We start from the raw sequence: 21,932 nt of genomic DNA, 5'->3' as shown, positions 1-21,932 counted from the left end.
CCGTGACAGCGTGTGACGGTTCACGGCAAAGGGTAGTCAATAGACATGCTGCGTATCGGCACGTGGAGGTCTGCCGAGTCGGTCGACGTCGTCGCCTGCGGCTGGCACGACAGTGGCCCCGGGCCCGTCGCGACGGGCGTCAAGCTCATCTACGCCAGAGGCGGCCGCGTGCCCGAGTTCCCCGGGCTGCGGACCGCCCACCGGCACGCGCGCAACGCCCAGGAGATCGCCGGGCTGCTGTGCGACGGGCTCGACGTGGTGATCACCGCGCCCGGCTGCTGCCCCGCCGCGCCGGTGGTGGCCGCGGGCATGTGGCACTACGGCTGGACGAAGGGCGACACCGGGCCGCTGGCCGGCGCGACCGTGGCGGGGCTGGCGCTGGCGGCCCAGCCGGGCCGGTGCGTGGTGGAGATCTGGCGCGACGGGCGCAGCTCGCTCGACGGCGACGTGACGGCCTCGGGCGTGCGCGCCTGCCTGGCCGCCCGTTTCTCCGGCGGGCGCTACCGCACGCCGGAGGTGACGGTGCCGCTGGAGTCCGTACGCCTGAGCCAGGAGGCGCCCACCCGGATCCGCATCGCGCTGCGCGGCTGCCGCCGCGGGTAGGAGCGGGCCACCAAAAGCAGCCGCTCTCTTGGTGCGCCCGTACGAATCGCCCATGCCCGCGGATGGCATACCGTCGCCATGGAGTGTCATGCGGAAGGGCGGTACGTTGATCGAGGTCAGGGAACTCCACGAGCCGGCGGAGTTCGAGCGCGTCCACGCGCTGTTCGACGACATCTGGCATTTCAGCCCCGGCGAGCCGCCCATGACGCTGGAGCTGATGCGGGCGCTGTCCCACACGGGCGGCTACGTGGCCGGCGCCTACGACGGCGACCTGCTCGTCGGCGGCTCGGTGGGCTTCCTGGCGGCCGGCGGCGCGCTGCACTCGCACGTCACCGGGGCCACGCGCCCCGGCACCGGGTTCGAGCTCAAGCAGCACCAGCGCCGCTGGGCGCTGGAGCGCGGGCTGGAGCGGATCACCTGGACCTATGACCCGCTGGTGCGCCGCAACGCGCACTTCAACCTGGCCAAGCTGGGCGCCAGGCCGGCGGAGTACCTGCCGTGCTTCTACGGCGTCATGTCCGACGCGGTCAACCAGGGCGACGAGTCCGACCGGCTGCTCGCCTCCTGGCCGCTGACCGCGCCGCACGTGGCGGCGCTGGCGCGGCGGGAGCCGTACACCGTGCCGGTGCCGCCGGACGCCGTGGTGGCGCTGGCCGACGTGGACGGGCGGCCGGTGCCGGGGCCGGTGGACGCGGCCACGGTGCTGGTCGCGGTGCCCGCGGACATCGAGGGGCTGCGCCGGGCCGACCCCGGGGCGGGCAAGGCGTGGCGGCACGCCGTGCGCGACGTGCTGGGGGGCCTGATGGCGGAGGGCCGCGAGGTGACGGGGTTCTCCGGGAAGTCGTACTACATCGTGGAGAGAGCGTGAAGATCACAGGAGTTGAGCTGCGGCGGATCGCGATGCCGCTGGTGGCGCCGTTCCGCACCTCGTTCGGCACCGAGACCGCCCGTGACGTGCTGCTGGTCAGGGTGGTGACGCCGGACGCCGAGGGCTGGGGCGAGTGCGTGGCCATGTCGGAGCCGCTCTACTCCGCCGAGTACGTCGACGGCGCGGCCGAGGTGATCCGCCGCTTCCTGCTGCCCGCGCTGCCCCGCGACGTGCACGCCCAGGACGTCGCCCGCGCACTGGAGCCGATCAAGGGCCACCGCATGGCCAAGGCGGCGCTGGAGACCGCGGTGCTGGACGCGCAGCTGCGGGCGGCGGGCGAGTCGTTGGGCCGGTTCCTGGGCGCGGCCAGGACGCGGGTGCCGTGCGGGGTGTCGGTCGGCATCATGGACTCGGTCCCGAGGCTGCTGGACGCCGTGGCGGGCTACCTCGACGAGGGCTACGTCCGCATCAAGCTGAAGATCGAGCCCGGCTGGGACATCGAGCCGGTCCGGGCCGTGCGCGAGCGGTTCGGCGACGACGTGCTGCTCCAGGTCGACGCCAACGCCGCCTACTCGCTGACCGACGCCCGCCACCTGGCCCGGCTGGACGACTTCGACCTGCTGCTGATCGAGCAGCCGCTGGCCAACGACGACCTGGTCCAGCACGCCAAGCTGGCCACCCGGGTCAGGACGCCGATCTGCCTGGACGAGTCGATCGAGTCGGCCGAGCACGCCGCCGCCGCGATCGCGCTGGGCTCGTGCTCGATCATCAACGTCAAGCCCGGCCGGCTCGGCGGCTACCTGGAGGCGCGGCGGGTGCACGACCTGTGCCGGGCCAACGGGATCGCGGTGTGGTGCGGCGGCATGCTGGAGACGGGGCTGGGCCGGGCGGCGAACGTGGCGCTGGCCGCCCTGCCCGGCTTCACGCTGCCCGGCGACACCTCCGGCTCGCGCCGCTACTTCGCCACCGACGTGACCGAGCCGTTCGAGCTGGTGGACGGCCACCTGGAGGTGCCCAAGGGGCCCGGCCTGGGGGTGGAGCCGATCCCGTCGGTGCTGGACGAGGTGACGACCGCGACGGAGTGGATCACCCTCTGAGCGGGGACCCGGGCCGGCGCGTCACCGTCTGAGGCGGGGCACCGCGGCCGGCAGGGCGCGCGTGCAGTCGTGCGCGGGCTCGCCGACGACCTGCTCGGCGGGCCCGGCCTCGACCAGGCGGCCCCGGTGCATGACGGCCACGACGCCGGAGACGTACCTGACCACGGCCAGGTTGCGCGAGACCGGTGATCCTCAGGCCGGGTGAGGGTTCAGGCGGCGCTGTGCGGGATCGGCCGCCCAGCGGGGCCTTGCCTCTGCGGATGCGCGGGCTCCGGGGCGTTGGGCGGCCGGCACCCGGGGCGGGTGAGTGTGGTGGGGCGCAGGTGGAGCATGGCGGGCCCGGTTCGGGCCGAGCCCGGGTTGCGTCCGCGGGAGTGGTGAATGCAACCACCCGCGCTTGCCGCAGGCCGGCCCGAGCACCGGCCGCGACAGCCTCCGGCTGAAGGCGGGTCAGTCTGTCGATCCTGCGTGCCGTGTTACTCGATGGCCAGCCGGATGCCCAGCAGGGCCAGGACCGATCCGGTCAGGAAGTCCAGAACGCGGCGAATCTTCGGCCGTCGCAAGACGTCTCCGACTCGTGCGATCAGTACGGCATACAGCGACAGCCACGAGAAGGTGAGCAGGACGAAGATCAGACCGAGCAGGAGCATGGTCACGAAGTCGGTGCTGAACTGCGGTAGCAGGCTGGTGAAGAACACGGCTACCTTGGCGTTGCCCAGATTGCTGATCAGACCTTGCCGGAAGCTCGCAGCGGCTGTGATCTCCGGCCGTACACGTGGCTCTTGTCCGTCCGCGTGCGTTCGGGGGGCGCCGCGGACGGCGGCGCGGATCGCCAGGACGCCGAGGAAGACCAGATAGGCGGCCCCCAGGTAACGCAGGGTGAGGAAGGCGGGTTCGGAGGCGAGCAGCACGGCGGCCAGGCCGCCGCTGGTGGCGAGTGTCCACACCAGCTGGCCGGTGCAGACGCCGAGGGCGGTCAGGACGCCGCCGCGCCGTCCGCCGCTGAGTGTGCGCGAGATGATCAGCGCTGTGTCCTGTCCTGGCGTCATGACGACCATGGCGGAGACGCCGAGGAAGGCGAGCAGGCTGCCGGTCACGCCTCACCCTTGAGGACGTGAACGGCAGCCGGGCCCGCGTATGCGCCGGACGCGGATGGTGTGCATTTCGTGCCGGCCTTCACTGGCGGCGGGGGGAGGTCAGGTTGCCTCGGACGCATCGCAACTCCGAGCAGCCACGTCGATCAGTGGCCGCCACAGCCGCGTCGCGTACTGCGCGGCCTCGGTCAGGCCGAGGGTGCGGCCGCCGGCTCCGGTCCCGGTGGCCCACGCGCGGGCGGATTCGCTGTCGGGGAAGAAGTTGACCAGCGGGCACCATTGGTCGACGACCGAGGCGACGGGAGTCTGCTCCGCGATGAACAGCACGTACGACTCCGGATGTCCCATGGGGACGCCGCCGCGTACGTCGATGTGGATGCGGCCCCCGCCGCAGGGAGGCTCTGAGTCGATCCAGCCATCGGTGGCGAGCGCGCCGAGAATGCCCAGCGCGTCCAGCGCACACCACGTGTGACGCTCTGTCGTCCCCACCGCGATGCGGTGCCGGGTGGGCAGCAGGGTCAGGCCCAGGCTCGCCAGCACGTCGCCGCCGGGGGTTCTGCGGATGCGCCCGACCCGATCGAGCAGGTCGAGGTCGGCCACCACGGTGTCAAGGTCCTGGCCGAGTTCGGCCGCCAGCCGTTGCGGTGAGACGGGGTCCGGTGCGCGCAGCAACAGGTGGAAGGCGGCGCGGCGCAACGCCGCCTGCCTGGGCGCCAAGGTGATGGGCGGAGGACCGATCCCGGTGCTGGTCATGGCGCCGTCCTCCCTGAGGGGCTGCGGTGTCGTCGCGGGCTCAGCCGCCGTTTCGGGTGAAGCGGGTGCGTTCGCCCTGGTAGTAGCTAAGCATCTGCGTGTTGGCGCGCAGCGTGTTTTCGAGCGTGTCGGCGAAGCCGGGCAGGGAGCGTCCCGGTATCGCGAGAAGCAGCTGACCATCGCCAATCTGGGTAAAAGTGCGCATTCCCGCGCATCCGAACGAGAGCTGCGGGTGCGCTTCGGCGATGGCCATCGGCAGGGCTGCGCAGCCGGGTCGGCCGGTCAGCATGGGGCCGCCGGCCGTCCAGGCGGCGGTGCCCATGGCTTCGCTGCACAGCATGGCCTGTGCGGCGGTCACCCAGATCAGCGCCACGTCAGGTGGAGTCGTGCAGCGCGACAGGGGACCGTAGACGATGCCGGCGTAGGTCTGCTTCATGACCGGGATGTGCGGGGGTTCCTCGGCGAGCAGATACTGCTCCTGGCACATGCCGCCGACCAGTTCGCCGAGCCGGCTCTTCAGCTCTTCCGGCAGTTCGAAGCCCATGACCATGGAGCCGATCGGGCAGTTGTGGTGACGTTCGGCCGAGGCGTAGAAGACGCCCTTCTCGGCCTCGCGCCAGAAGGCGCAGGCGGACGGCACGGCGGCGGCAGGCACCTCCGTCTGCGCGGGAGCCTGCTCGACGAACGTGAGAGCCACCGGCGGCGTGTCGAGGCCGAGCCCGGTGCTGATCCGCTGGGCCACAGTGGCGAAGTCCATGCACTACTCCTCGGTCGGCGATGCGGCAGGCGAAGCGACAGGCGAAACGACAGGCGATGCGGGGGCCGGGTTCACGTCGACGGCGCCTGGTCGGCGGGGCGGGGCGGTCAGGAGCCGCGGCAGGTCCGCGCCTTCGCCGTCGAGGTCCAGGCTCTTACGCCAGCGCACCCTGGCCCGCTCGGTGGCCTCGCGTACCGGCAGCACCTCACCGGGGATGCCCTTGGCTCCGGCCCACGCGTGCGCGGCCTGCGCGTTTTCGAACAGCGCGAAGGTGGGGCAGTACTCCTGCGCCAACGAGCCGCAGCTCTGGCGGAAGGAGTCGCTGGGCCAGTGGACCGCCCGCCCCTCCTCGCGGGGCAGCGGGCCGTCGAACACCGTGCGCAGCAGGGCCCCGCCGGCCGGGCAGTGCGAGACGACCTCGCCGCCCATGGCCAGCGCGCTCATGACGCCGAAGGCGGTGTTGGCGCACCACGCCCACATCACCCTGGCGCCGACCCGCAGCTCGTAGTCGCTGGGCACGACCGAGATGCCGGCCGAGGCCACGATGCGCCCGTCGCCGTCACGAGTCATCCGTCCCCGGCTCTCCTGCGTGGCGACCTCCCGCTCGGCGTCGGCGAGGCCGGTTCCCATGGCGGTGGCGAGCGCTTCCAGGGGGAGCGGCGCGCCGGTCCTGAGCAGCGCCCGGCAGGCGACGTCCAGCACCTCCTCAGGAGGGCCGACGGCCGGCGCGGGGCCGGAGCAGGACGCGCTGCCCTGCGTGGCCGTCACGTCCAGCTCACCACGGTGTCGTCGGCGCAGAATCCCATGTTCCACGCCATGGTCGTACGCTTGGCTCCGGGCGGGCTGGCCTCCACGGCATGGACGTGCTCGCCGTTGAAGACGTAGATGTCGCCGGGCCGGATGTCCAGCCAGATGGACTCGATCCCGTCCAGGACCTCCGGCGGGTAGGGGCTGCCGGAGTAGTACAGCCCGAGCCTGGACTTGCTGTCGTCGTCCGGCACCACGTTCCACATCACCAGGCGGCCGTTGTCGCTGTTCTCCAGGCACATGTTCACCGCGCACACGGTGTGTTCCAGCGTGCGCTGCACCTCGAACCCGGCCTGCTGCGGCTCGCGGCACTGGGAGGCGTCCTCGTGAGGTTGCAACGCGAACGCCCCACCGGCGTTCCAGTGCCGCATCAGGACCGGGCAGGCGCTGCCCCCGTCCTGCCGGGCGGGCCGGAAGGTGACGCCGTCGGCGGCGAGCCGGTCGCGCAGCATCGTGCGGAACATCGTCACCGGCTCGCCCGGGACGTCGAGCAGTTCCCGAAGGTGGCCGGCGATCTCGGCGCTCTCCGCCAGGTAGGTCGCCGTGGGCTTGTGGTAATGGTACGCGCCGACGTAGTAGCCGAGCGATTCGCAGACCTCTCCGCCCCGGCGTTTGCGTGCCGGGCTGTCCCAGAACCGGCGGACCAGCTCGGCGGCGGCCTCCGCGTCGATGACGCCGCGGTAGATGACGCCCAGGACCTTGCCGTGCAGGACGTCGATGACGGGGTCGAGGTCGAGGTGGTCGTACTCGAGGAAGCGGAAGTACGCCGGATCGCCGTGCCGGCCGGTGAGACGACCCGGCGTGGTGTATGTCGTCATGGCGAGCCCTCTGCGGATGAGTGGAGGAATGTCGTGATCCGTTGCAGCCCTTCGCGGATCTGTTCGCGTGGTGCGCTCAGCGAGAAGCGCACGCAGCCCTCGCCGCTGGGGCCGAACTCGCTGCCCGGCGTGAGCGCGACGTGCGCGTGCTCCAGGAGCCGCGCCGCGAACGCGGCCGAGCTGCCGGTTCCCTCCGGCTGGTGGACCAGGGTGTAGAAGCCGCCGCGGGGCTCGTACACCGGCCGCAGGCCGCTGTGTGACAGAGCGTCGCGCAGGCACTCCTGACGCCCGCGCAGTTCGTCCCGGATCTGCTTCTGGATCGCCTCGGCGTTCTCCAGCGCGGTGACCGCTCCCCACTGGGCGAAGGTGTTGGAACCGACGAAGAGGTACTCGTGCATGCGCGTCAGGCGGGACCGCAGCGATTCGGGGACGATCACGTAGCCCAGGCGCCACCCCGTCATGGCGAAGCTCTTGGAGAAGCTGCCCACGGACACGGCGTCACCGGTGTATTCCAGGATCGTGTGTGGCCGTTCGTCGCTGAAGGCAAGGCCGTGGTAGACCTCGTCGGCCACCACCAGCGGGCCGAGCTCGGCGAAGGCGCGCAGCTCGTCCGGGCCGGCCAGGGAGCCGACCGGGTTGGACGGGAAGTTGATCAGCAACGCCTTCGTGGATGAGGTGAGGTGGTCTGCGGCCAGCTCGGCCGTGTGCACGTAGCCGTGCCCGGCCGCCGCCGCGCGCACCGCCCTGCCGCGGGCGGCCTCGATCAGGCTCGGGTACGCCGGATAGCCCGGATCCGGGATGACCACCTCGTCACCGGGCTCCAGAAGCGCCAGGAACAGCTCCAGCATCGCGGCCGAGGAGCCCGAGTTCACCACCACGCGGGCAGGGTTCACGTCCACCCCGTACACGCGGCCGTAGTAGTCACTGATCGCCTGACGCAGCTCAGGCAGGCCGCTGCTGTGGGAGTAGCGGGTCCTGTTCTTCCGCAACGCCTGGATCGCGCTCTCCTTGACCAGGTCGTGGGTGTCCAGGTCCAGCTCACCCTTTTCCAGGTGCACCACCGGCTTGCCCAGCCGTTCCAGGCGCGCGGCCTCGTCCACGATCCCCATGCAGGTGCGGGCCTGCGCGGGGCCACCGCACTGCTGCTGCGAGGTCATCGGGGCGCGCCTCCGATCGGGGTGGCGACCAGGCAGAACGCCTGGCACATGTCGACCGGCAGCACGTCCACCACCTTCATTCCGGCCTCGCCCGCCATGGCCTCCCATTCCTCGCGCGCCGCCAGCCGCTGGTTGGTGTACTCGTGCAACAGCTCGTACTCGGGAACGAACAGCTGGTTCTCCCGGTAGGCGTGGTCGACCGTGCCGGACACCTCCACCATGGCCAGGCTGCCGGACTCGCCGAGCAGTTCAGCGATCTCCCTCAGCAGCCGTACGGTGCCGTCCCGGCCGCGCTGCCGCAGGATCTCGTGCAGCAGGAACATCACCGTGATCATGTCCACCCCCTCCACGGCCTCCCGGGGAAGGGACGTGACATCGGCGGCGTCACCCTCGATGATGGTGATCCGGTCCTGCAGCCCTTCCCGCCGCACGGTCTCCCGCGCCACGGCGCAGGAGCTGGGGTCGCGGTCCACCCCCACCCCTCGCACGCCACCGGCGCAGATGTGCGCGAGCATGCGCGCGCTGCCGCAGCCCAGGTCCATGACCTTTCTGGCGCCACTGCCGCGTACGACCTCGGTGACCGTCCCCATCATCCGGTCTTCGAGCGAGGTGAGCCCGCGCACCATCTCCTCGTGGGAGCGCTTGACGTCCTGGCCGTACACGAGCCTGCCGCTCAGCAGGTCCTCGATCCGGGAGAAGACGGGCTCGTAGGCGCCCACCATCGTCGACAGGTAGCCGAAGTACGGGCTGGCGGCCGTGCCCCGCTCGCTCAGCCGGTAGACGTCCTGCCCGGACCGCTCCAGGTAGCCGCGGACGATGAGGTAGTCGAAGATCGGGCGCAGGTGGGCGGGATCGCCGACGCCGAGCCGACCGGCGATGGCGGGAAGCTCCAGGTCCTCCCCTGCCGCGCCCCGCTCCAGCACGCCCAGCCGCCACAGGGCCAGCAGCGCCTTCGTCGTGTAGTACCCCTTGGCCAGCTTGAAGATTTCGTCCTGACCGTCGATGGCCGCGTTCTCCGGCACGGTCATGGGATGCCTCCTCGCGTCAGACGGATGGGGTGAGCTGTTCCTCGGTGGGTTCCGCGCAGCAGTACCACGGCTCGCTCAGCCGGGGAACGGGAACGTTGCCGCCCAGCGGGCCGGCGGGCGGCTCAAGCGGCACGTCCGACCGCCCCGTGCTCTCCCTGTACGCGGCGGCTGCCACCCGCCAGACCTGCGCGAAGGCCTCCGGACGGGTGGCCTCGGCGCGCATGGTCTGCTTGACCACTTCCATGACCTCCTCGTACAGGCGGTCCACGCGCGGGTCCGGGTGCGCCCACGGGTAGGCCAGCGACGGCTCGTCGAACTCCGCGACCAGCTCGGTCACCTCCGGCAGCTCCAGCAGCCGGGAACCACGCGGGATGAGCAGGCGGATGGCGTACTGGATGGGCGCGATGTTCTCCGTCAGGCCCTGCCCGGCGATGACCGTGAGCAGGTCCAGGTAGTTCTCCGGCGTGGTCCACGGGGTGAAGGTGACGAACGTGGGATTCAGGCCCAGCCCCACCTCCCGGAACAGGCCCACCACCCGGATGAAGTCCTCGCGGGTGTGCAGCTTGTCGAAGTAGGTCAGGATCCGGTCGTCGACGGACTCCACCGCGCTGGTCACGAACAGGCATCCGGTGTCGCGCAGAACCGGCAGATGCTCGGCCTGCTTGATGAGGTGCTCAACCTTGATCGTCACGTCGTAGGTGAGCTGGGGGTGCCGCTCGTGCAGCGCCTTGACCACGGCCAGCGCATGGGCCGGGCCGTTGAAGAAGTCCGGGTCGCCGAACGTGATGTGCTGGGCCCCTGCGGCCACCTGCGCGTCGATGTCCTGGAGCACCACGTCCTGCTGCACCACCCGGAACCGGCCGTTGTACACGGGAACGATCGGGCAGTGCCGGCACAGGTGCTTGCAGCCGCGGGTCGCCTCGGTGTAACCGACCACCCGCCGCTGTCCGTCGCCCAGCGAGAGGTAGGCGTACTTGTCCAGCAGGGGCAAGGAGCGCCGATCAGGCACCAGGAACCGCTGGCGCGACAGAGAGATCAGGGGCTCCCGCTGGGTTGCGGAGACGGCGCCGTCACGGCCGCCGGCGGCCAGACGCCCGGCGAGCACGACCAGCCCTTCCTCGAACTCGCCGCCGATGACCGTGTGCGCGCCCAGCCCGCGCAGGAAGTCCTCGTTGACCGGCGCGTACAGGCCGTAGAAGCACAGGTGGGCGTCCGGGTTGAGCTTCCGCAGCCGCTCGGTCAGCGGCGTGGCCAGCCGGGTCGCCGTGTGCATGGGCACATAAACCGCGATCAGATCCGCCGCACGGACCTTGGACTCGTCCAGCTCCTCGACCGCGAGGTCCAGGCACGACACCTTCGCACCGGCTTCCCTCAGCCATGCGGCGGGCGAAGCCAGGCCGAACGGTTGATGCCCCAGCTCATAGGTCGAAAGGAGCACGACATCAATCGGAGTTGCGAGCTTTTCCATGGCGCAACGCGCTTCCTCTAGAGGCTGGAAACCGCATGGCCGCACAGCATGAAAAGGAACGCCGAAATCCCGTGATATTGCCTGTGAAGGCGTCCGCTCATCACCTGCGCGGGTAACTCCGTACTGTTCACCCGGGAGGCTAGCAGTTCTCTCACGGCTAGCCAAGAGTGCCGTGCACCCGCACGGCGCATTAGCCTGCTCTTTATCCTCCGCATTGTTGTGCCGGGCAGGGTTTGATCCTTTCGCGGGCGGCGGGACGGCCTCGGGTGATCAGGTGCGGCGCCGCGTCTCTATGGAACATCTGGCCTCGTTGCCCGCCTTCCGGACCGGACTCGTCCACGGCACCGCCTCCTGCCAAGCGGGCTGGGAGCTGACCAGCGGGCACGCTGAGGAGGACTACGTCGCGACGATGCGCGGCATCGCCCATCGCGGCATCCGGGCCGGCTTCCGCTCCACCCCGGTCCGTGAGGTCACCGGCGAGCTGGTGCGTCTCGCCCGTCAGGGCCTCAGCGAACGAGTTGCCGACAGCCTCGAAAGCCCTGCCGTCCTGCGGTACCCGGATCCGCTGGAAGAGATCCTCGATACCGGAGAAGCGTGGGCCGACCGCTGCGTAGGCGGTTGAGCCGCGCTCTCCGCCGGCTCGACGCGACGTCAGCCGGGGCCAGGACAGGCGTTCTGCGGGGTTCTGGTGCTGTCGGCGAGGAACGGGGCGTCACTCAGGCCGACGCCGGTCCAGAACACGGGGATGGACGCGCGGGGCCGCTCTTGATCGTCTGTCGTGACGAAGAAGTCACTCAGGTACTGCTGACCGTCCATCGTGCGACCGCTCAGCCTCAGGACCCATCCTCCTCGGGTGCGGCCTCCGCCGGCGCCCTTCTCGGGTCGGACGGCGGCGGAGTCAACGATCGCCGGTTCACCGGCGGGGATGAGGCATTTTGCCAGAGCGGATTTCATGGCGTCCTCGCATGCGGGAATGTCGCTGGAAAAGCGCGTGCAGTAGTCGACCAGCCCATCGGCGCCGACCGCCTCCAGGAGTTGTGCCAACACATCTTTTGCCGCCTGTTCGGTAATAGGGAAAACCCGTTGCACGGTCTCAGCTTGCGGACCCGATCGGCATGCGGCGCTCGCGATGGCGAGCAGCGCGCAGAGGGTGACCAAGGTTTCATAGACCCTCCGAAATGCGACGTCCCCTTTCCGGAAAGGTACCCCGGCAAGGGACCATCACGTATCCGGGCTTGGGCGCGAACCACGGCTTCCTGATAGTCACTGATTTCGATCCTGCACAACCTCGGCCACCTGCCCGGCCGGAATGGCCCTGCGTGCGCGCGGGCCGTCCGTGGGCTTCCGACCGTGACCCCGGGCGCCCCTGTTCGCGATGCGGCGCCACAGCCCGGCCGGCGGCGGCACGGTGGTTCGTACGCGCGGGGGTGTGGCTACTCCCCGGGGCGCGGGGTGAGGCCGGCCAGGACGGCGCGCACGCATCGCTCGACGAAGGCGTCGTCCACCTCGCGGCCCGGGCCGAACACGGCGAACCAGACGGGGCCGACGAGGCGGATGATCAGTTCGTCGGGGTCGGTGCCGGGCGGCAGCTCGCCTCGCGTGATCGCACGCTCGACGACCGGGCGTACGGCGGCGAACCGGCTCTCCCAATAGCGCCGGCCGACGTCGGCCGACACTGCCTCGCCGCCGGCGGCGAGCGCGGACATCAGGTTACGGCTGGCGGGGGCCAGGAGGGCGTCGCGCACCTGCCGGGCGAAGGCGATCAGGTCGGCACGCACGTCGCCGGTGTCGGGAATGGCGATCTGGCGGCCCGTGTTCACGCTCAGCGCGTCGGCCAGCAGCGCCTCGCGGGTGCCCCAACGGCGATAGATCGTCGTCCTGTTCACCTCGGCGCGTGCGGCGATGTCCTCGATCGACAGTCCGGCCAGGCCCTTCTCGGCCAGAGCCGCGAGCGTGGCCGTGAGCACGGCTTGGGTGATGCGGGCGCTGCGGCCTCCCGGGCGGCGGCGCGGGGAATCGGCGTCGGTGGTCTCCATGCGGGTCACAGGTTAAAGCAACATCGTGTTGCAAAGCAACACAGTGTCGTTTTAACTTGAGCTGGACCCGCGAGGAGGAACGATGAAGGTCGTGGTGGTGGGCGCCGGCCCGGCGGGGGCGACGCTGGCCCTCTTACTGGCCCGGCACGGCGTGGAAACCCGCCTGCTGGAGCGCGAAGCCTCCGGCGGAGGGGTCTTCCGGGGGGAAGGTCTCATGCCTCTCGGCCTGGAGGCGCTGGAGCAGATGGGCCTGAACCGCCTGCTGGCGGCGGTTCCCGGCCGGGCGGTCGAGAACTGGCGCATCCTCATCGACGGCGAGGAGGTGCTCACCGTGCCCGAGCCCGTCGCCGAGCTGGGGCCGCTGGCCTTCCGCGTCGCCTCCCCGGTCGCGCTGCTGGACGGCATCATCAAGGAGGCGCAGGCTCACCCCACATTCGCCTACCACCCGCGGACGCGGTTCACCGACGTCGTACGCGACGCGAGCCGCCGGGTCACCGGTGTGCGTGCCATCCGGGCCGGGCGGAGCATCGAATGGCCGGCCGACCTGGTGGTCGGGTGCGACGGCCGCGGCTCGGTGGTGCGCACCCGTGGCGGCCTGTCGCTGACCCTGGCCGAGGAAGCCTACGACGTGTTGTGGTTCAAGGTGCCCGCCCCGCCGTGGCTACGCGGGAGGTGCGACTTCCACATCATGGTGCGCGGCGGACGGCACCCGCTCATCGCCTACACCACCTGGGACGACATGCTGCAGTGCGGGTTGATCATGCCGAAGGGCGGGATGAGCGAGTTCCGTGGCGACGCATGGCTGTCGGCCGCCCTCGTCTCGGCTCCCGGCCGGCTCGCCGGCCACGTCCTCGCGCACCGCGATCAGGTCACCGGCCCCATCCGGCTGAACGTGATGGTCGGGCATGCGCCCTCATGGTCGGCCCCCGGCGTGTTGCTCCTCGGCGACGCGGCCCACCCGATGTCCCCGGTACGTGCCCAGGGCATCAACCTCGCCGTACGCGACGTCATCGTGGCCGCCAACCACCTTCTTCCGCTGGCCGGCGCGCCCGTCGAGCCCGCGGCCATCGACGCGGCCTGCCGCGCCGTCCAAGCCGAGCGCGAGCCCGAGGTGCTGCGGGCGCAACTGCTGCAGCGCAGGGAGGCGCGCGGCCAGGGCGACGCGCGCGCGGCGAGCTGGCACTACTCGGCGGCCAAGCGCGGCGCTCGTCTCCTGGGCCGGTACGGCTGGGCCCGCCGCGCCTGGCTGCGCCGTCAGCACGAGCTTCGCTTCGGCTCCACCCACGTCATGCTGAACCCTGCCTTCACCAGACCCTGAGCCTCGGCGGGCAGTACGGCCGGGCGGCCAGGGCCCCGGATGAGCCCATGCCGCGCCGCGCCCAGCAGGACGGCAGTTCCTCCCGCCTGCCGCCGGCTCGATCAGCCGGGGGCCGCCCACCGCCAGGCCGGGCCGTGCCGGCCACCATCCCTCCTGACCGGCCGATCCCCCGGCCGGCCCGGCCGGTCTCGCAGAACCTGCCGGCCGCCGCTCAATGCCCGTGGTGGGCCGGCGAGGACGGCACCGGAACGTGGGCCGCGGACTGGCCGGGCGCCGTGACGACGAACTGGCCCGTGAGGCCCTGATCCTCGTGGTTGAGGATGTGGCAGTGGAACATGTAGGGGGTCGCCGGGTCCGGCTCTCCGCGAAACCGCAGGGCGATGCGGACGGGAACGCCGGGTGGCGTGTGGACGGTGTCCTTCCAGCCGCGCAGTTCCGGCGGCGGGAGCCGGCCGCCGAGCGACACCACCTGGAACTGCACGTCGTGGACGTGGAAGTTGTGCGGGGCGTCGTCGATGGCGGTGACCTCCCACACCTCGGTGGCGCCCTGGGCGACGGCGAAGTCGATGCGGTTCATGTCCATCGCCCTGCCGTTGATCGTGTACCCGGAGAGCTCGAAGCGGCGGACGGGCGGCGTCGCGGGATCGGTCACGAGCCGGGGAGCCTCGGCCAGGCGTGCCGGGAGGGGCGGCGAGGGGGCGAGCCGCGGCGCGGCACGCAGCTCCATGACGTCCAGGGTGTCGTCGCCGCCGGTCCAGCGCCGGTCCCAGGGGTTCAGGCCGGTCTCCGGCGGGAAGCTCCGCAGCACATCGCGTTCCCCCGGCCGCAGGGCCACCACGATCTCGGCACGCTCTCCCGGGCTGAGCTGCACGTGTCCGGTCTCGTACGGCGCCGCCAGCAGCCCGCCGTCGGTGCCGATGACGGCGAACGCCCGCCCCGAGCCGAACCCGAAGCGATAGGTCCGCGCGTTCGATCCGTTGAGCAGCCGCAACCGGATGCGCTGGGTGGTCACGGGCAGGTACGGCGCCGGCGTGCCGTTCACGGTGACGAGGTCGCCGACGATGCCGACGTCTCCCTGTTCCCGATCCCGTTCGTCCAGCTCGTTGTGGTCGGTGAGGTTGAGGTCGCGGACGGTGACGGGAATGTCGTCGACCCCGTACTGGCTCGGCAGCCCACGGGCGCCTGGTTCGTCCACGATGAACAGGCCCGACAGCCCCCGGTAGACGTGGAGGGCGGTGCGGCTGTGTGGATGCGGGTGGTACCACAGTGTGGCGGCGGGCTGGTCGACGGTCCAGGTCGGCGACCAGGTGGCGCCCGGCTCCACCGGTTGGTGGGGGCCGCCGTCCATCCGGGCCGGCAGGTGCATGCCGTGCCAGTGCAAGGTGGTGGCCTCTGGGAGGTCGTTGCGGAAGCGGACCTCCACCGTCTCGCCGCGAGCCGCCCGCAGCGTGGGCGCCAGGTAGGGGCCGTTGATCCCCCAGGTGGGGGGCGGCCGGCCGGCTCGGAACCGGTGCTCGCCCGGGCTCGCCCGCAGGTCGAACACCCTGTGCCCCGCCTCGTCCCGCCGGGAGGGGGCCAGCGGCGGGATGGCCAGCCGGTTGACGAACCGGACCTTCCCGGCGGTGTCCAGGTCCGCGCCGGCCCACCACCACCCGGCGCCGCCGAGGGCGGCGGCGGTGGCGGTGGCGGGCACGGCGATCAGCCCGGCCTTCAGGAGGGTGCGGCGCTTCATGCGGCGACCACCGTGACGGTGTCGGCGCCGCCGGCCACGATCACCTCGTACCCCGGCGCGTCGCCGCCGTGGGTGGCCTGGGTGAGGCCTCCGCCGACGGCGCCGTACCACTGGTCGTCCAGCCTCAGCTTGGTGACGGGCCGCGCGAACTCCACCCGCGCCGGCAGCAGCAGCTGCGCGCGCTGACCATCCCGAGCAGGGCCCGCGCGACCTCCACCGGCGGCGAGCCCACCAAGACGGAGCTGTACGAGCGGGCACGCAAGGCCGACATCCCCGGGCGGTCGCGCATGAGCAAGAAGGAGCTCGGAAAGGCCCTGGCCGAGGCCCGCTCCTGACCGGCGGCACGCCACCGCGCACGCGGCCAGGCCGAGCCCGACCGAGCCCAGCACCAGGCCGGCGAAACCGCCCAGCCCTCTGCTGCCCACCACCACGGTGTCGGCCGTCTCCGATTCGCCGCGCAGCCGTTCGGTCACCGCTCCCGTCGGACGGCATCGGCGAGGTGCACGTCCCGGGAGGTCGCCGCCGGACCGAGCCCGGCCGCGGCAGGCAGGCCGAACCGCGTGGCCATCTCCGGCACCCGCCTCCCGGGCCGTTCCCCGAGGTCCGCTGCGCCTGCGGCGAGCGCGTCGGCCAGGTGGATGCCTGGCCTGCCACGCCCTTCAGCGAGGACACGGAACGCGGCGAAGCACTGCACCGCGATTTCCTCATGCCCATCTCCGGGTATCGGACACGTACCCGGTCCATCTGCGGTTTTCGTCCTCCGGCCGTCCCGTCTCCTCAGCGCACGGGCAGGGCTGGTCAGGGCCTGCCGGGGACATCGCCACGGCAGCGCCGGCCCTGGTCTTGAGGTTCAGCAGCATCTTGCGTTCCAGCAGGACGTTGCCGGGGATGGCGAACAGCGACGCGACGAGCGCCAGGACCTGGCGCGACCGGCGGCTCCGCCGGCGGACGACCCAACGGGTGCCGCCCGCGCGGGCCCCCGCCGGCGGGGTTCGCGACACTCGCGAGGAGATCACAGTAAGTGGATCAGAATCGCTTTCATGGCCGCCGTCAGTTCCATCCTGAAGTCCTAGTGCCGGCTGCCGAAGATCCGCATCTGGAGCTGCACGGTGAGCCGCGCGTCGGGGTCGCTCAGGTCGAGCCGCCCGATCTCGACCAGCCGCTTGAGCCGGTAGCGGAAGGTGTTGGGGTGGACGTGCACGCGGGCGGCGGCCACGCTCACGTCGCCGAACGCGTCGAGGTAGGCCTCCAGCGTCGCGGCCAGCTCGGTGCCGTGCTCGGCGTCGTGGTCGAGCAGCCGCTGGAAGGGGCCGGTGGGCGCCTGCTCCTCGGCGCAGGCCACGTCGGCGACCTGGAGCAGCAGCGACTCGAAGTGCACCTCGGCGTAGCCGGCGGCGCGGCCGACGACCCCGTCGGCGGCGGTGCGGGTGCGCAGCACGCGCAGGGCCCGGTCGGCGTCGGCGCGTGACCTGGCGACCTGGGCGAGGTTGAGCGCGAGGCGGCCGACGCCGATGTTGGCGGCGTGGCGGGGGCCGACCCTGTCCAGGAAGCTCTCGGCCACGCGCACGGCCCTGGCCTCCTCGTCGCCGCCGGGGGTCAGGGGCAGCACCGCGTACGCGACGGAGCCGACCAGCGCCGCCGCGGCCTTCGGGTGGATGGCGGCGACGTGCAGCGCGAGCGCGTCGCAGAACCGCTGCCGGTCGCTCTCGGCCCGCGCGCTGTCGGCGGCGTGATCGGCGGGACCGGCGTCCGGCGCCGCCTGCGCCGCTCCGTGGAGGACGCCGGCAGGGGCGCCGCGCGAGGACCCGTGCGGGGTCTTCGGGGAGGAGGCGGCGCGGGAGGGGTCGGTGAGCTGGGCGGCCAGCACGCACAGTCGGGCGGTGGCGATGCCGAGCCGGCCGGCGGCCTCGGCCGCGTCCGCCCCGCCCGCCAGCACCGTGGACAGCAGGTCGGCGCGGAGCCTCCGCTGCGTGTCGGCCCCGGCCCGCTCGCGCAGCAGCCGCAGCGCCACGATCTTGGCGGCGTCGGCCAGCGCGCGCCGCCGCTGCGCGCTGAGCGGCTCGCGCACGGCCACCCAGATGGAGCCGAGGATCTCGTCGCCGGCCCGCACCGCCACGGCGGCCCGGTTGGTGATCGCGACGCCGTCGTGCAGCTCGATGTGGATCGGCTCCTGGCTCTGGTAGAGCCGCTTGAAGGCGCCCTGCTCGTCGAGCAGGCGCAGGTAGCGCTCGGGCACCTGGCGGCCCAGCACGGTCTCGACGCGGCCCTGGTCGGCTTCGTCCTGCCGCCCCGAGTAGGCCAGCACCCGCGAGGAGCGGTCCTCGATCGTGACGGGCGCGTCCAGCAGCGCGCAGACGGCGTTGGCGAGGGAGAACAGGTCGCCGTGGGCGCCGTCGCCGGGCTCGGCCAGGTCTCCCTCGGCCAGCAGCGACCGCAGCAGCGCCGCGACCTGCGCCCAGGAGGCGGCCCTGGTCAGCCCGAGCACGGCGACGCCGGTCTCCAGCACGGCGGCGCGCACCCGCTCGTCCACGTCGACCGGCAGCTTCACCACGACGCCGGACGCGTGGGGGGCGCGGGCGAGCAGGCCGCAGATGTCGGCCGCGCCCTGCACGCCGACCGCGAGCAGGATCGCGCCGGCGGGCACGATCAGCTCGTCGAGCGGGTCGTAGATGTGCACGCCCGTCACCTCGGCGTCGAGGTCGCCCGGCGAGGCGGCGACGTCGAGCACGGTGGTGCCGAGGTCGTGGATGATCCGCCCGAGGCTGGCGCGGGGGCGGTCCCTCATGGTGCCAAAATAGTCCACTCCGCGGCCCGTCCGTTCCGGTGCCGGCCCGCGCGGACACGCGGACCGCCCACGCGCCCGCCCCGCCGAGAGCCGCCCTGGGCGGGGTCGTCCCGGGCGGGGCGGGCGCGTGTCAGCCGATCCCCGGGTGGCGCGGGCGCCGTCCAGGCGGTCTTCGGCGTCCCGTGTCAGCCGATCCCCGGGTGGCGCGGGCGCCGTCAGGCGGTCTTCGGCGTCGCGCGGGCGCCGAGGTGCACATACGGGGAGCCGTCGGGCAGCCGGTAGAAGACCGCGGACATCCAGTCGGGGTCGTCGGGCGACTTGAAGACGAACGTGGTCTCGTCCACCGCGACCAGCTCGCACTCCTGCGGCTCCTGGAGCGCGGCCAGCGGGCCGGTGGCCTCCATCCGCAGCCACGGCGCGCCGTCGCGCATCGACACCGTGATGCGGGCCCCGGCGCGCTCGTAGACGCCGAGGTAGCGGCCCGCGTCCACCTCGACGGGCGTCTCGGGCGGGCCCAGCACGGGCGGCACGGTCAGGCCGTCGAGCTCCTTGAACAGCTCGGTGGCGACGGCCCGGGTGAAGGAGCCGGAGTGGCCGCCGTTGGCGGCGACGCACACGATGGTGCCGGTGTCCGGCACGGCCCAGAGCATGGCGTGCTGGCCGATGGTGTTGCCCCCGTGGGAGATGACCCGCCGGCCGTCCCATTCGTCCAGGATCCAGCCGATGCCCCACTGGCGGCCCAGCGCGTACGGGTTGGGGATGTCCACCTGCGGCTCCCACATCGCCCGGGGGTCGGCGAGCAGCCCGCCCTCCAGGTGCGCCCGGGCGAAGGCCACCACGTCGGCCGGGCGGGCGCAGATGAGCCCGGCCGGTCCGGCGGAGCGCATGAGCCCCCACGCCGGGGCGGGCGCGCCGTCCATGTGGCCCATGGCGGCGCGGAAGCGCAGCACGTCCTCGGGCAGCGTCCAGGTGTGGGTGAGGCCGAGCGGCTCGACGATGTCCTCGCGCAGCACGTCGTCCCAGCGCTTGCCGGCCAGCCGCTCCAGGACGCGGCCGGCGATGGTGAAGCCGGAGTTGCAGTAGGACTGGGTGACGCCGAGCGGGTGGTTCTGGGCCAGGTCGGCGCAGGCCGCGACGTACTTCTCCACGCAGTCGTCGCCGCGCCCGGTGTCGAGGAACAGGTCGCCGTCGATGCCGCTGGTGTGGGTGAGCAGGTGCCGGATCGTGACGGTCTCGCTGACCTCGGCGTCGGCCACCCTGAACTCCGGCAGCACCTCGGCCACCGGGGTGTCGAGCGTGAGCCTGCCCCGCTCGATCTGGAGCATGAGCAGGGTGGCGGTCCAGACCTTGGTGACCGAGCCGATCTGGAAGAGCGAGTCGGTGGTGGCCTCGACGCCGGTGGCGGTGTTGAGCGTGCCCGCGGCGAACTCGTGCAGCTCTCCCTGGTGCAGGTACGCCAGCGCCGCGCCGGGCACCTCGTATTCGGCGATCAGCTCGGGGAGCCGCTGACCCATTGCTCCAGCCACGCGATGATCCTTTCGTTGTAGTCGTACCGGTGTGAGGGCCGGCCGTCGATGATGAACAGGTGGGAGGCCCCCGGGTACCACACGAGCCGGACGGGCACCCGCCGCTCGCGCAGCGCGGCGAACCACTGCTCCACCTGGCCGATGGGGCACCGGTCGTCGCTCTCGCCGTGCAGCAGGAGGGTGGGCGTGGTGACCTCGCCGGCCCGGGTCATCGGGGACTGGGCCGTCAGGTCGCGGCGTCTCCCCCGACGCGGCGTCCGTCAGCGCCGCCGTCCGGGCGCAGGGCCGGATCGGAGGGGACGGCGAAGCGGTAGAGGTCGTCGAGGCCTAGATGGGGCATGTCGCCACCGTAGGTGATGCGTGACGGCCCTGCTTCGGTCTGCACGACGAACGCCGGGCCCCGCGTTGTGTGCGCCACCAACCTCCCGCCCGCTCGGAACCGTGAGACCGACGGGGCCGTGGGAGACCGGCGGGCGTGAGAGACGGGCGGGGCATGTGAGGCCGGCGGAGTGTGTGAGACCGGCGGGCCACGTGGGGCGGGGAGGGGTGCGGATCGGGGACCAGGTGCGTTCGGGGAGAATGGCAGTGAGAACGTTAGGGTGAAGATCCTCCGCCGGTTTCGGCAAACTCACTCTCCCGAGCAGCGGGCTCCCGCGAGGGCGCCCGCGAGATTGGATGGTCAGCCATGGTTGGCAAGCCGGAACGGCGGGTGGCCGTGTTCGGTGCCGGCTACATCGGTCTGGTGACCGGTGCCTGCCTCGCCGAGCTGGGTCACCGGGTGGTGGTCCGGGACATCAACCCGGAGAAGGTCGACCTGCTGCGCTCCGGCGACGTGCCGATCTACGAGCCCGGCCTCGGCGACCTGATCGCCAGGAACAAGGAGCGCCTGACCTTCACCCTCGACCTGCGCGAGACGCTCGACGGCGCGGAGATCGCCTACGTGTGCGTCGACACTCCCCCGTCGGCCTCCGGCGACGCGGACCTGTCGCGGCTCTGGTCGGTCATCAGGTCGCTGGAGGGCGCCGCGCACCTGAAGGCGGTGGTGGTCAAGTCGACCGTGCCGGTGGGCACCGGCGCGCGGGTGCGGGCCACGATGGACGAAGCAGGCCTGGCCCACGTCGGCTACGCCGCCAACCCGGAGTTCACCGCCGAGGGCCGGGCGGTCACCGACTTCCTGCACCCCGACCGCATCGTGATCGGCGCCTCCGACGACGCCACGGCGCAGTTGATCTCCGACCTGCACGACGGGGTCGACGGCCCGGTCGTCGTGATGGACGTGCGCTCGGCCGAGATGGTCAAGCTCGCCTCCAACGCGCTGCTCGCCACGAAGATCAGCTTCATCAACGAGATCGCCACCCTGTGCGAGAAGACGGGCGCCGACGTCGAGGAGGTCGCCCGCGCGGTCGGCCTCGACCACCGCCTCGGCCCCCACTTCCTGCGGCCGGGGATCGGCTGGGGCGGCTCCTGCTTCCCCAAGGACTCCGAGGCGCTGCGCCAGCTCGCCAGCAACACCGGCTACCACCTGCAGCTCCTGTCGGCCGTGATCGAGGTCAACAACCTGCAGAAGCGCCGGGCCATCCAGAAGCTGAAAGACGAGCTGGGCACGCTGACCGGCATGCGGGTGGCGCTGCTCGGCCTGACGTTCAAGCCGGGCACCGACGACATGCGCGAGGCGACCAGCACCGTGCTGGCCGGGCGGCTGCTGGCCGAGGGCGCCGAGGTGCGCTGCTGGGACCCGATGGCCCGCCCCGCCGAGACCGAGCCGTGGACCTCGACCACCCGGCACGAGACCCCCGAGCTGGCCATGGAGGGCGCGGACGCGGCGATCGTGGTCACCGAGTGGCCGCAGCTCAAGGACGTCGACTGGGCGAAGGCGTCCGCGGCGATGCGCCGGCCGGTGCTCTTCGACGGCCGCAACCTGCTCGACCCGGCGGAGATGCGCGCCCTGGGGTTCACCTACATGAGCGTGGGCCGGCCGTAGGGCGCGGAATAATCCGTTGCGGCGCGGTGCTGAGCACCGCACTATGTTCCTCATGTTCCGGCACGCTCACCACACGACGCCCGCAGCACTGCTGCTCGGTGCGT

At 72.0% G+C, this 21,932-nt stretch carries 22 protein-coding genes; 6 read left to right on the top strand and 16 right to left on the bottom strand.

The features are described 5' to 3' along the window. Positions 1–45 precede the first annotated feature (45 nt). From IO39_RS11885 to menC, 3 genes are all read left to right on the top strand, one after another. Complete coding sequence (locus IO39_RS11885) at positions 46–603, top strand: acyclic terpene utilization AtuA family protein (protein ID WP_043620266.1); 558 nt, start codon at positions 46–48, stop codon at positions 601–603. A gap of 88 nt (positions 604–691) precedes the next feature. Further along, complete coding sequence (locus tag IO39_RS11880) at positions 692–1,471, top strand: hypothetical protein (RefSeq protein WP_043620264.1); 780 nt, start codon at positions 692–694, stop codon at positions 1,469–1,471. Beyond that, the gene (gene menC, locus IO39_RS11875; RefSeq protein WP_043620262.1) at positions 1,468–2,568 is read left to right on the top strand and encodes an o-succinylbenzoate synthase; all 1,101 of its coding nucleotides are present in this window, start codon (positions 1,468–1,470) and stop codon (positions 2,566–2,568) included. The genes IO39_RS11880 and menC overlap by 4 nt, the downstream gene beginning before the upstream one ends. 21 nt (positions 2,569–2,589) lie before the next feature. Here the strand turns inward: menC and IO39_RS52505 are convergent, their stop codons facing one another. From IO39_RS52505 to IO39_RS11835, 9 genes are all read right to left on the bottom strand, one after another. After that, positions 2,590–2,733, bottom strand: a complete 144-nt coding sequence (locus IO39_RS52505) for a hypothetical protein (protein WP_211266984.1) — start codon at positions 2,731–2,733, stop codon at positions 2,590–2,592. Positions 2,734–3,044: 311 nt separating this feature from the next. Beyond that, the gene (locus IO39_RS11870) at positions 3,045–3,665 is read right to left on the bottom strand and encodes a LysE family translocator (RefSeq protein WP_211266983.1); all 621 of its coding nucleotides are present in this window, start codon (positions 3,663–3,665) and stop codon (positions 3,045–3,047) included. A gap of 99 nt (positions 3,666–3,764) precedes the next feature. Beyond that, positions 3,765–4,415 (bottom strand): organomercurial lyase, encoded by a 651-nt coding sequence (gene merB / locus IO39_RS50515; protein WP_052422772.1) that lies wholly within the window; start codon positions 4,413–4,415, stop codon positions 3,765–3,767. A gap of 40 nt (positions 4,416–4,455) precedes the next feature. Continuing rightward, positions 4,456–5,172, bottom strand: a complete 717-nt coding sequence (locus IO39_RS11860) for a DUF169 domain-containing protein (RefSeq protein ID WP_052422771.1) — start codon at positions 5,170–5,172, stop codon at positions 4,456–4,458. 3 nt (positions 5,173–5,175) lie between these two features. Continuing rightward, a complete protein-coding gene (merB, locus tag IO39_RS11855; RefSeq protein WP_043620259.1) occupies positions 5,176–5,940 on the bottom strand; it encodes an organomercurial lyase in 765 nt (254 codons plus the stop codon). After that, positions 5,937–6,797, bottom strand: coding sequence for a 2OG-Fe(II)-dependent halogenase WelO5 family protein (locus IO39_RS11850; protein WP_043620255.1), 861 nt, complete (start codon positions 6,795–6,797; stop codon positions 5,937–5,939). The genes merB (IO39_RS11855) and IO39_RS11850 overlap by 4 nt, the downstream gene beginning before the upstream one ends. Beyond that, a complete protein-coding gene (locus IO39_RS11845) occupies positions 6,794–7,954 on the bottom strand; it encodes a pyridoxal phosphate-dependent aminotransferase (protein WP_043620252.1) in 1,161 nt (386 codons plus the stop codon). Before IO39_RS11845 ends, IO39_RS11850 begins: the two co-directional genes overlap by 4 nt. Next, the gene (locus IO39_RS11840) at positions 7,951–8,982 is read right to left on the bottom strand and encodes a class I SAM-dependent methyltransferase (protein ID WP_043620249.1); all 1,032 of its coding nucleotides are present in this window, start codon (positions 8,980–8,982) and stop codon (positions 7,951–7,953) included. Before IO39_RS11840 ends, IO39_RS11845 begins: the two co-directional genes overlap by 4 nt. Positions 8,983–8,998: 16 nt before the next feature. Continuing rightward, the gene (locus IO39_RS11835; protein ID WP_043620474.1) at positions 8,999–10,429 is read right to left on the bottom strand and encodes a CUAEP/CCAEP-tail radical SAM (seleno)protein; all 1,431 of its coding nucleotides are present in this window, start codon (positions 10,427–10,429) and stop codon (positions 8,999–9,001) included. 313 nt (positions 10,430–10,742) lie between these two features. Between IO39_RS11835 and IO39_RS11830 the strand changes: the two genes are divergently transcribed. Beyond that, the gene (locus IO39_RS11830) at positions 10,743–11,072 is read left to right on the top strand and encodes a hypothetical protein (protein WP_043620246.1); all 330 of its coding nucleotides are present in this window, start codon (positions 10,743–10,745) and stop codon (positions 11,070–11,072) included. Positions 11,073–11,101: 29 nt separating this feature from the next. Here IO39_RS11830 and IO39_RS11825 read toward each other — a convergent pair whose 3' ends face one another. Next, positions 11,102–11,608, bottom strand: a complete 507-nt coding sequence (locus IO39_RS11825) for a hypothetical protein (RefSeq protein WP_157548210.1) — start codon at positions 11,606–11,608, stop codon at positions 11,102–11,104. A gap of 275 nt (positions 11,609–11,883) precedes the next feature. Continuing rightward, a complete protein-coding gene (locus IO39_RS11820) occupies positions 11,884–12,486 on the bottom strand; it encodes a TetR/AcrR family transcriptional regulator (RefSeq protein WP_043620241.1) in 603 nt (200 codons plus the stop codon). Between the two features lie 82 nt (positions 12,487–12,568). On the opposite strand from IO39_RS11820, the gene IO39_RS11815 reads away from it, so the two are divergent. Beyond that, positions 12,569–13,804 carry an FAD-dependent monooxygenase gene (locus IO39_RS11815; protein WP_043620238.1) on the top strand — a complete coding sequence of 412 codons (1,236 nt, stop codon included), beginning with the start codon at positions 12,569–12,571 and terminating at the stop codon, positions 13,802–13,804. Between the two features lie 211 nt (positions 13,805–14,015). Here the strand turns inward: IO39_RS11815 and IO39_RS11810 are convergent, their stop codons facing one another. From IO39_RS11810 to IO39_RS11785, 5 genes are all read right to left on the bottom strand, one after another. Continuing rightward, the gene (locus tag IO39_RS11810) at positions 14,016–15,536 is read right to left on the bottom strand and encodes a multicopper oxidase family protein (protein ID WP_043620234.1); all 1,521 of its coding nucleotides are present in this window, start codon (positions 15,534–15,536) and stop codon (positions 14,016–14,018) included. Beyond that, the gene (locus tag IO39_RS57610) at positions 15,533–16,009 is read right to left on the bottom strand and encodes an adenine nucleotide alpha hydrolase family protein (protein ID WP_084772711.1); all 477 of its coding nucleotides are present in this window, start codon (positions 16,007–16,009) and stop codon (positions 15,533–15,535) included. Before IO39_RS57610 ends, IO39_RS11810 begins: the two co-directional genes overlap by 4 nt. Positions 16,010–16,605: 596 nt before the next feature. Further along, positions 16,606–18,321, bottom strand: coding sequence for a PucR family transcriptional regulator (locus IO39_RS11795; protein ID WP_043620225.1), 1,716 nt, complete (start codon positions 18,319–18,321; stop codon positions 16,606–16,608). Between the two features lie 215 nt (positions 18,322–18,536). Then, a complete protein-coding gene (locus IO39_RS11790; RefSeq protein ID WP_245641925.1) occupies positions 18,537–19,847 on the bottom strand; it encodes a serine hydrolase domain-containing protein in 1,311 nt (436 codons plus the stop codon). Further along, entirely contained in the window at positions 19,811–20,077 is a 267-nt protein-coding gene (locus IO39_RS11785) for an alpha/beta hydrolase family protein (protein WP_281200072.1), read from the bottom strand. Before IO39_RS11785 ends, IO39_RS11790 begins: the two co-directional genes overlap by 37 nt. A gap of 455 nt (positions 20,078–20,532) precedes the next feature. On the opposite strand from IO39_RS11785, the gene IO39_RS11775 reads away from it, so the two are divergent. After that, entirely contained in the window at positions 20,533–21,828 is a 1,296-nt protein-coding gene (locus IO39_RS11775; protein WP_043620213.1) for a UDP-glucose dehydrogenase family protein, read from the top strand. The last annotated feature ends 104 nt before the right edge of the window (positions 21,829–21,932 follow it).

The sequence above is a fragment of the Nonomuraea candida genome, from assembly GCF_000725485.1.
GTDB classification, from domain to species: Bacteria; Actinomycetota; Actinomycetes; order Streptosporangiales; family Streptosporangiaceae; genus Nonomuraea; species Nonomuraea candida.
Note: the sequence above shows the minus strand (reverse complement) of the source record. Positions and strands in the feature narration are given on the sequence as shown.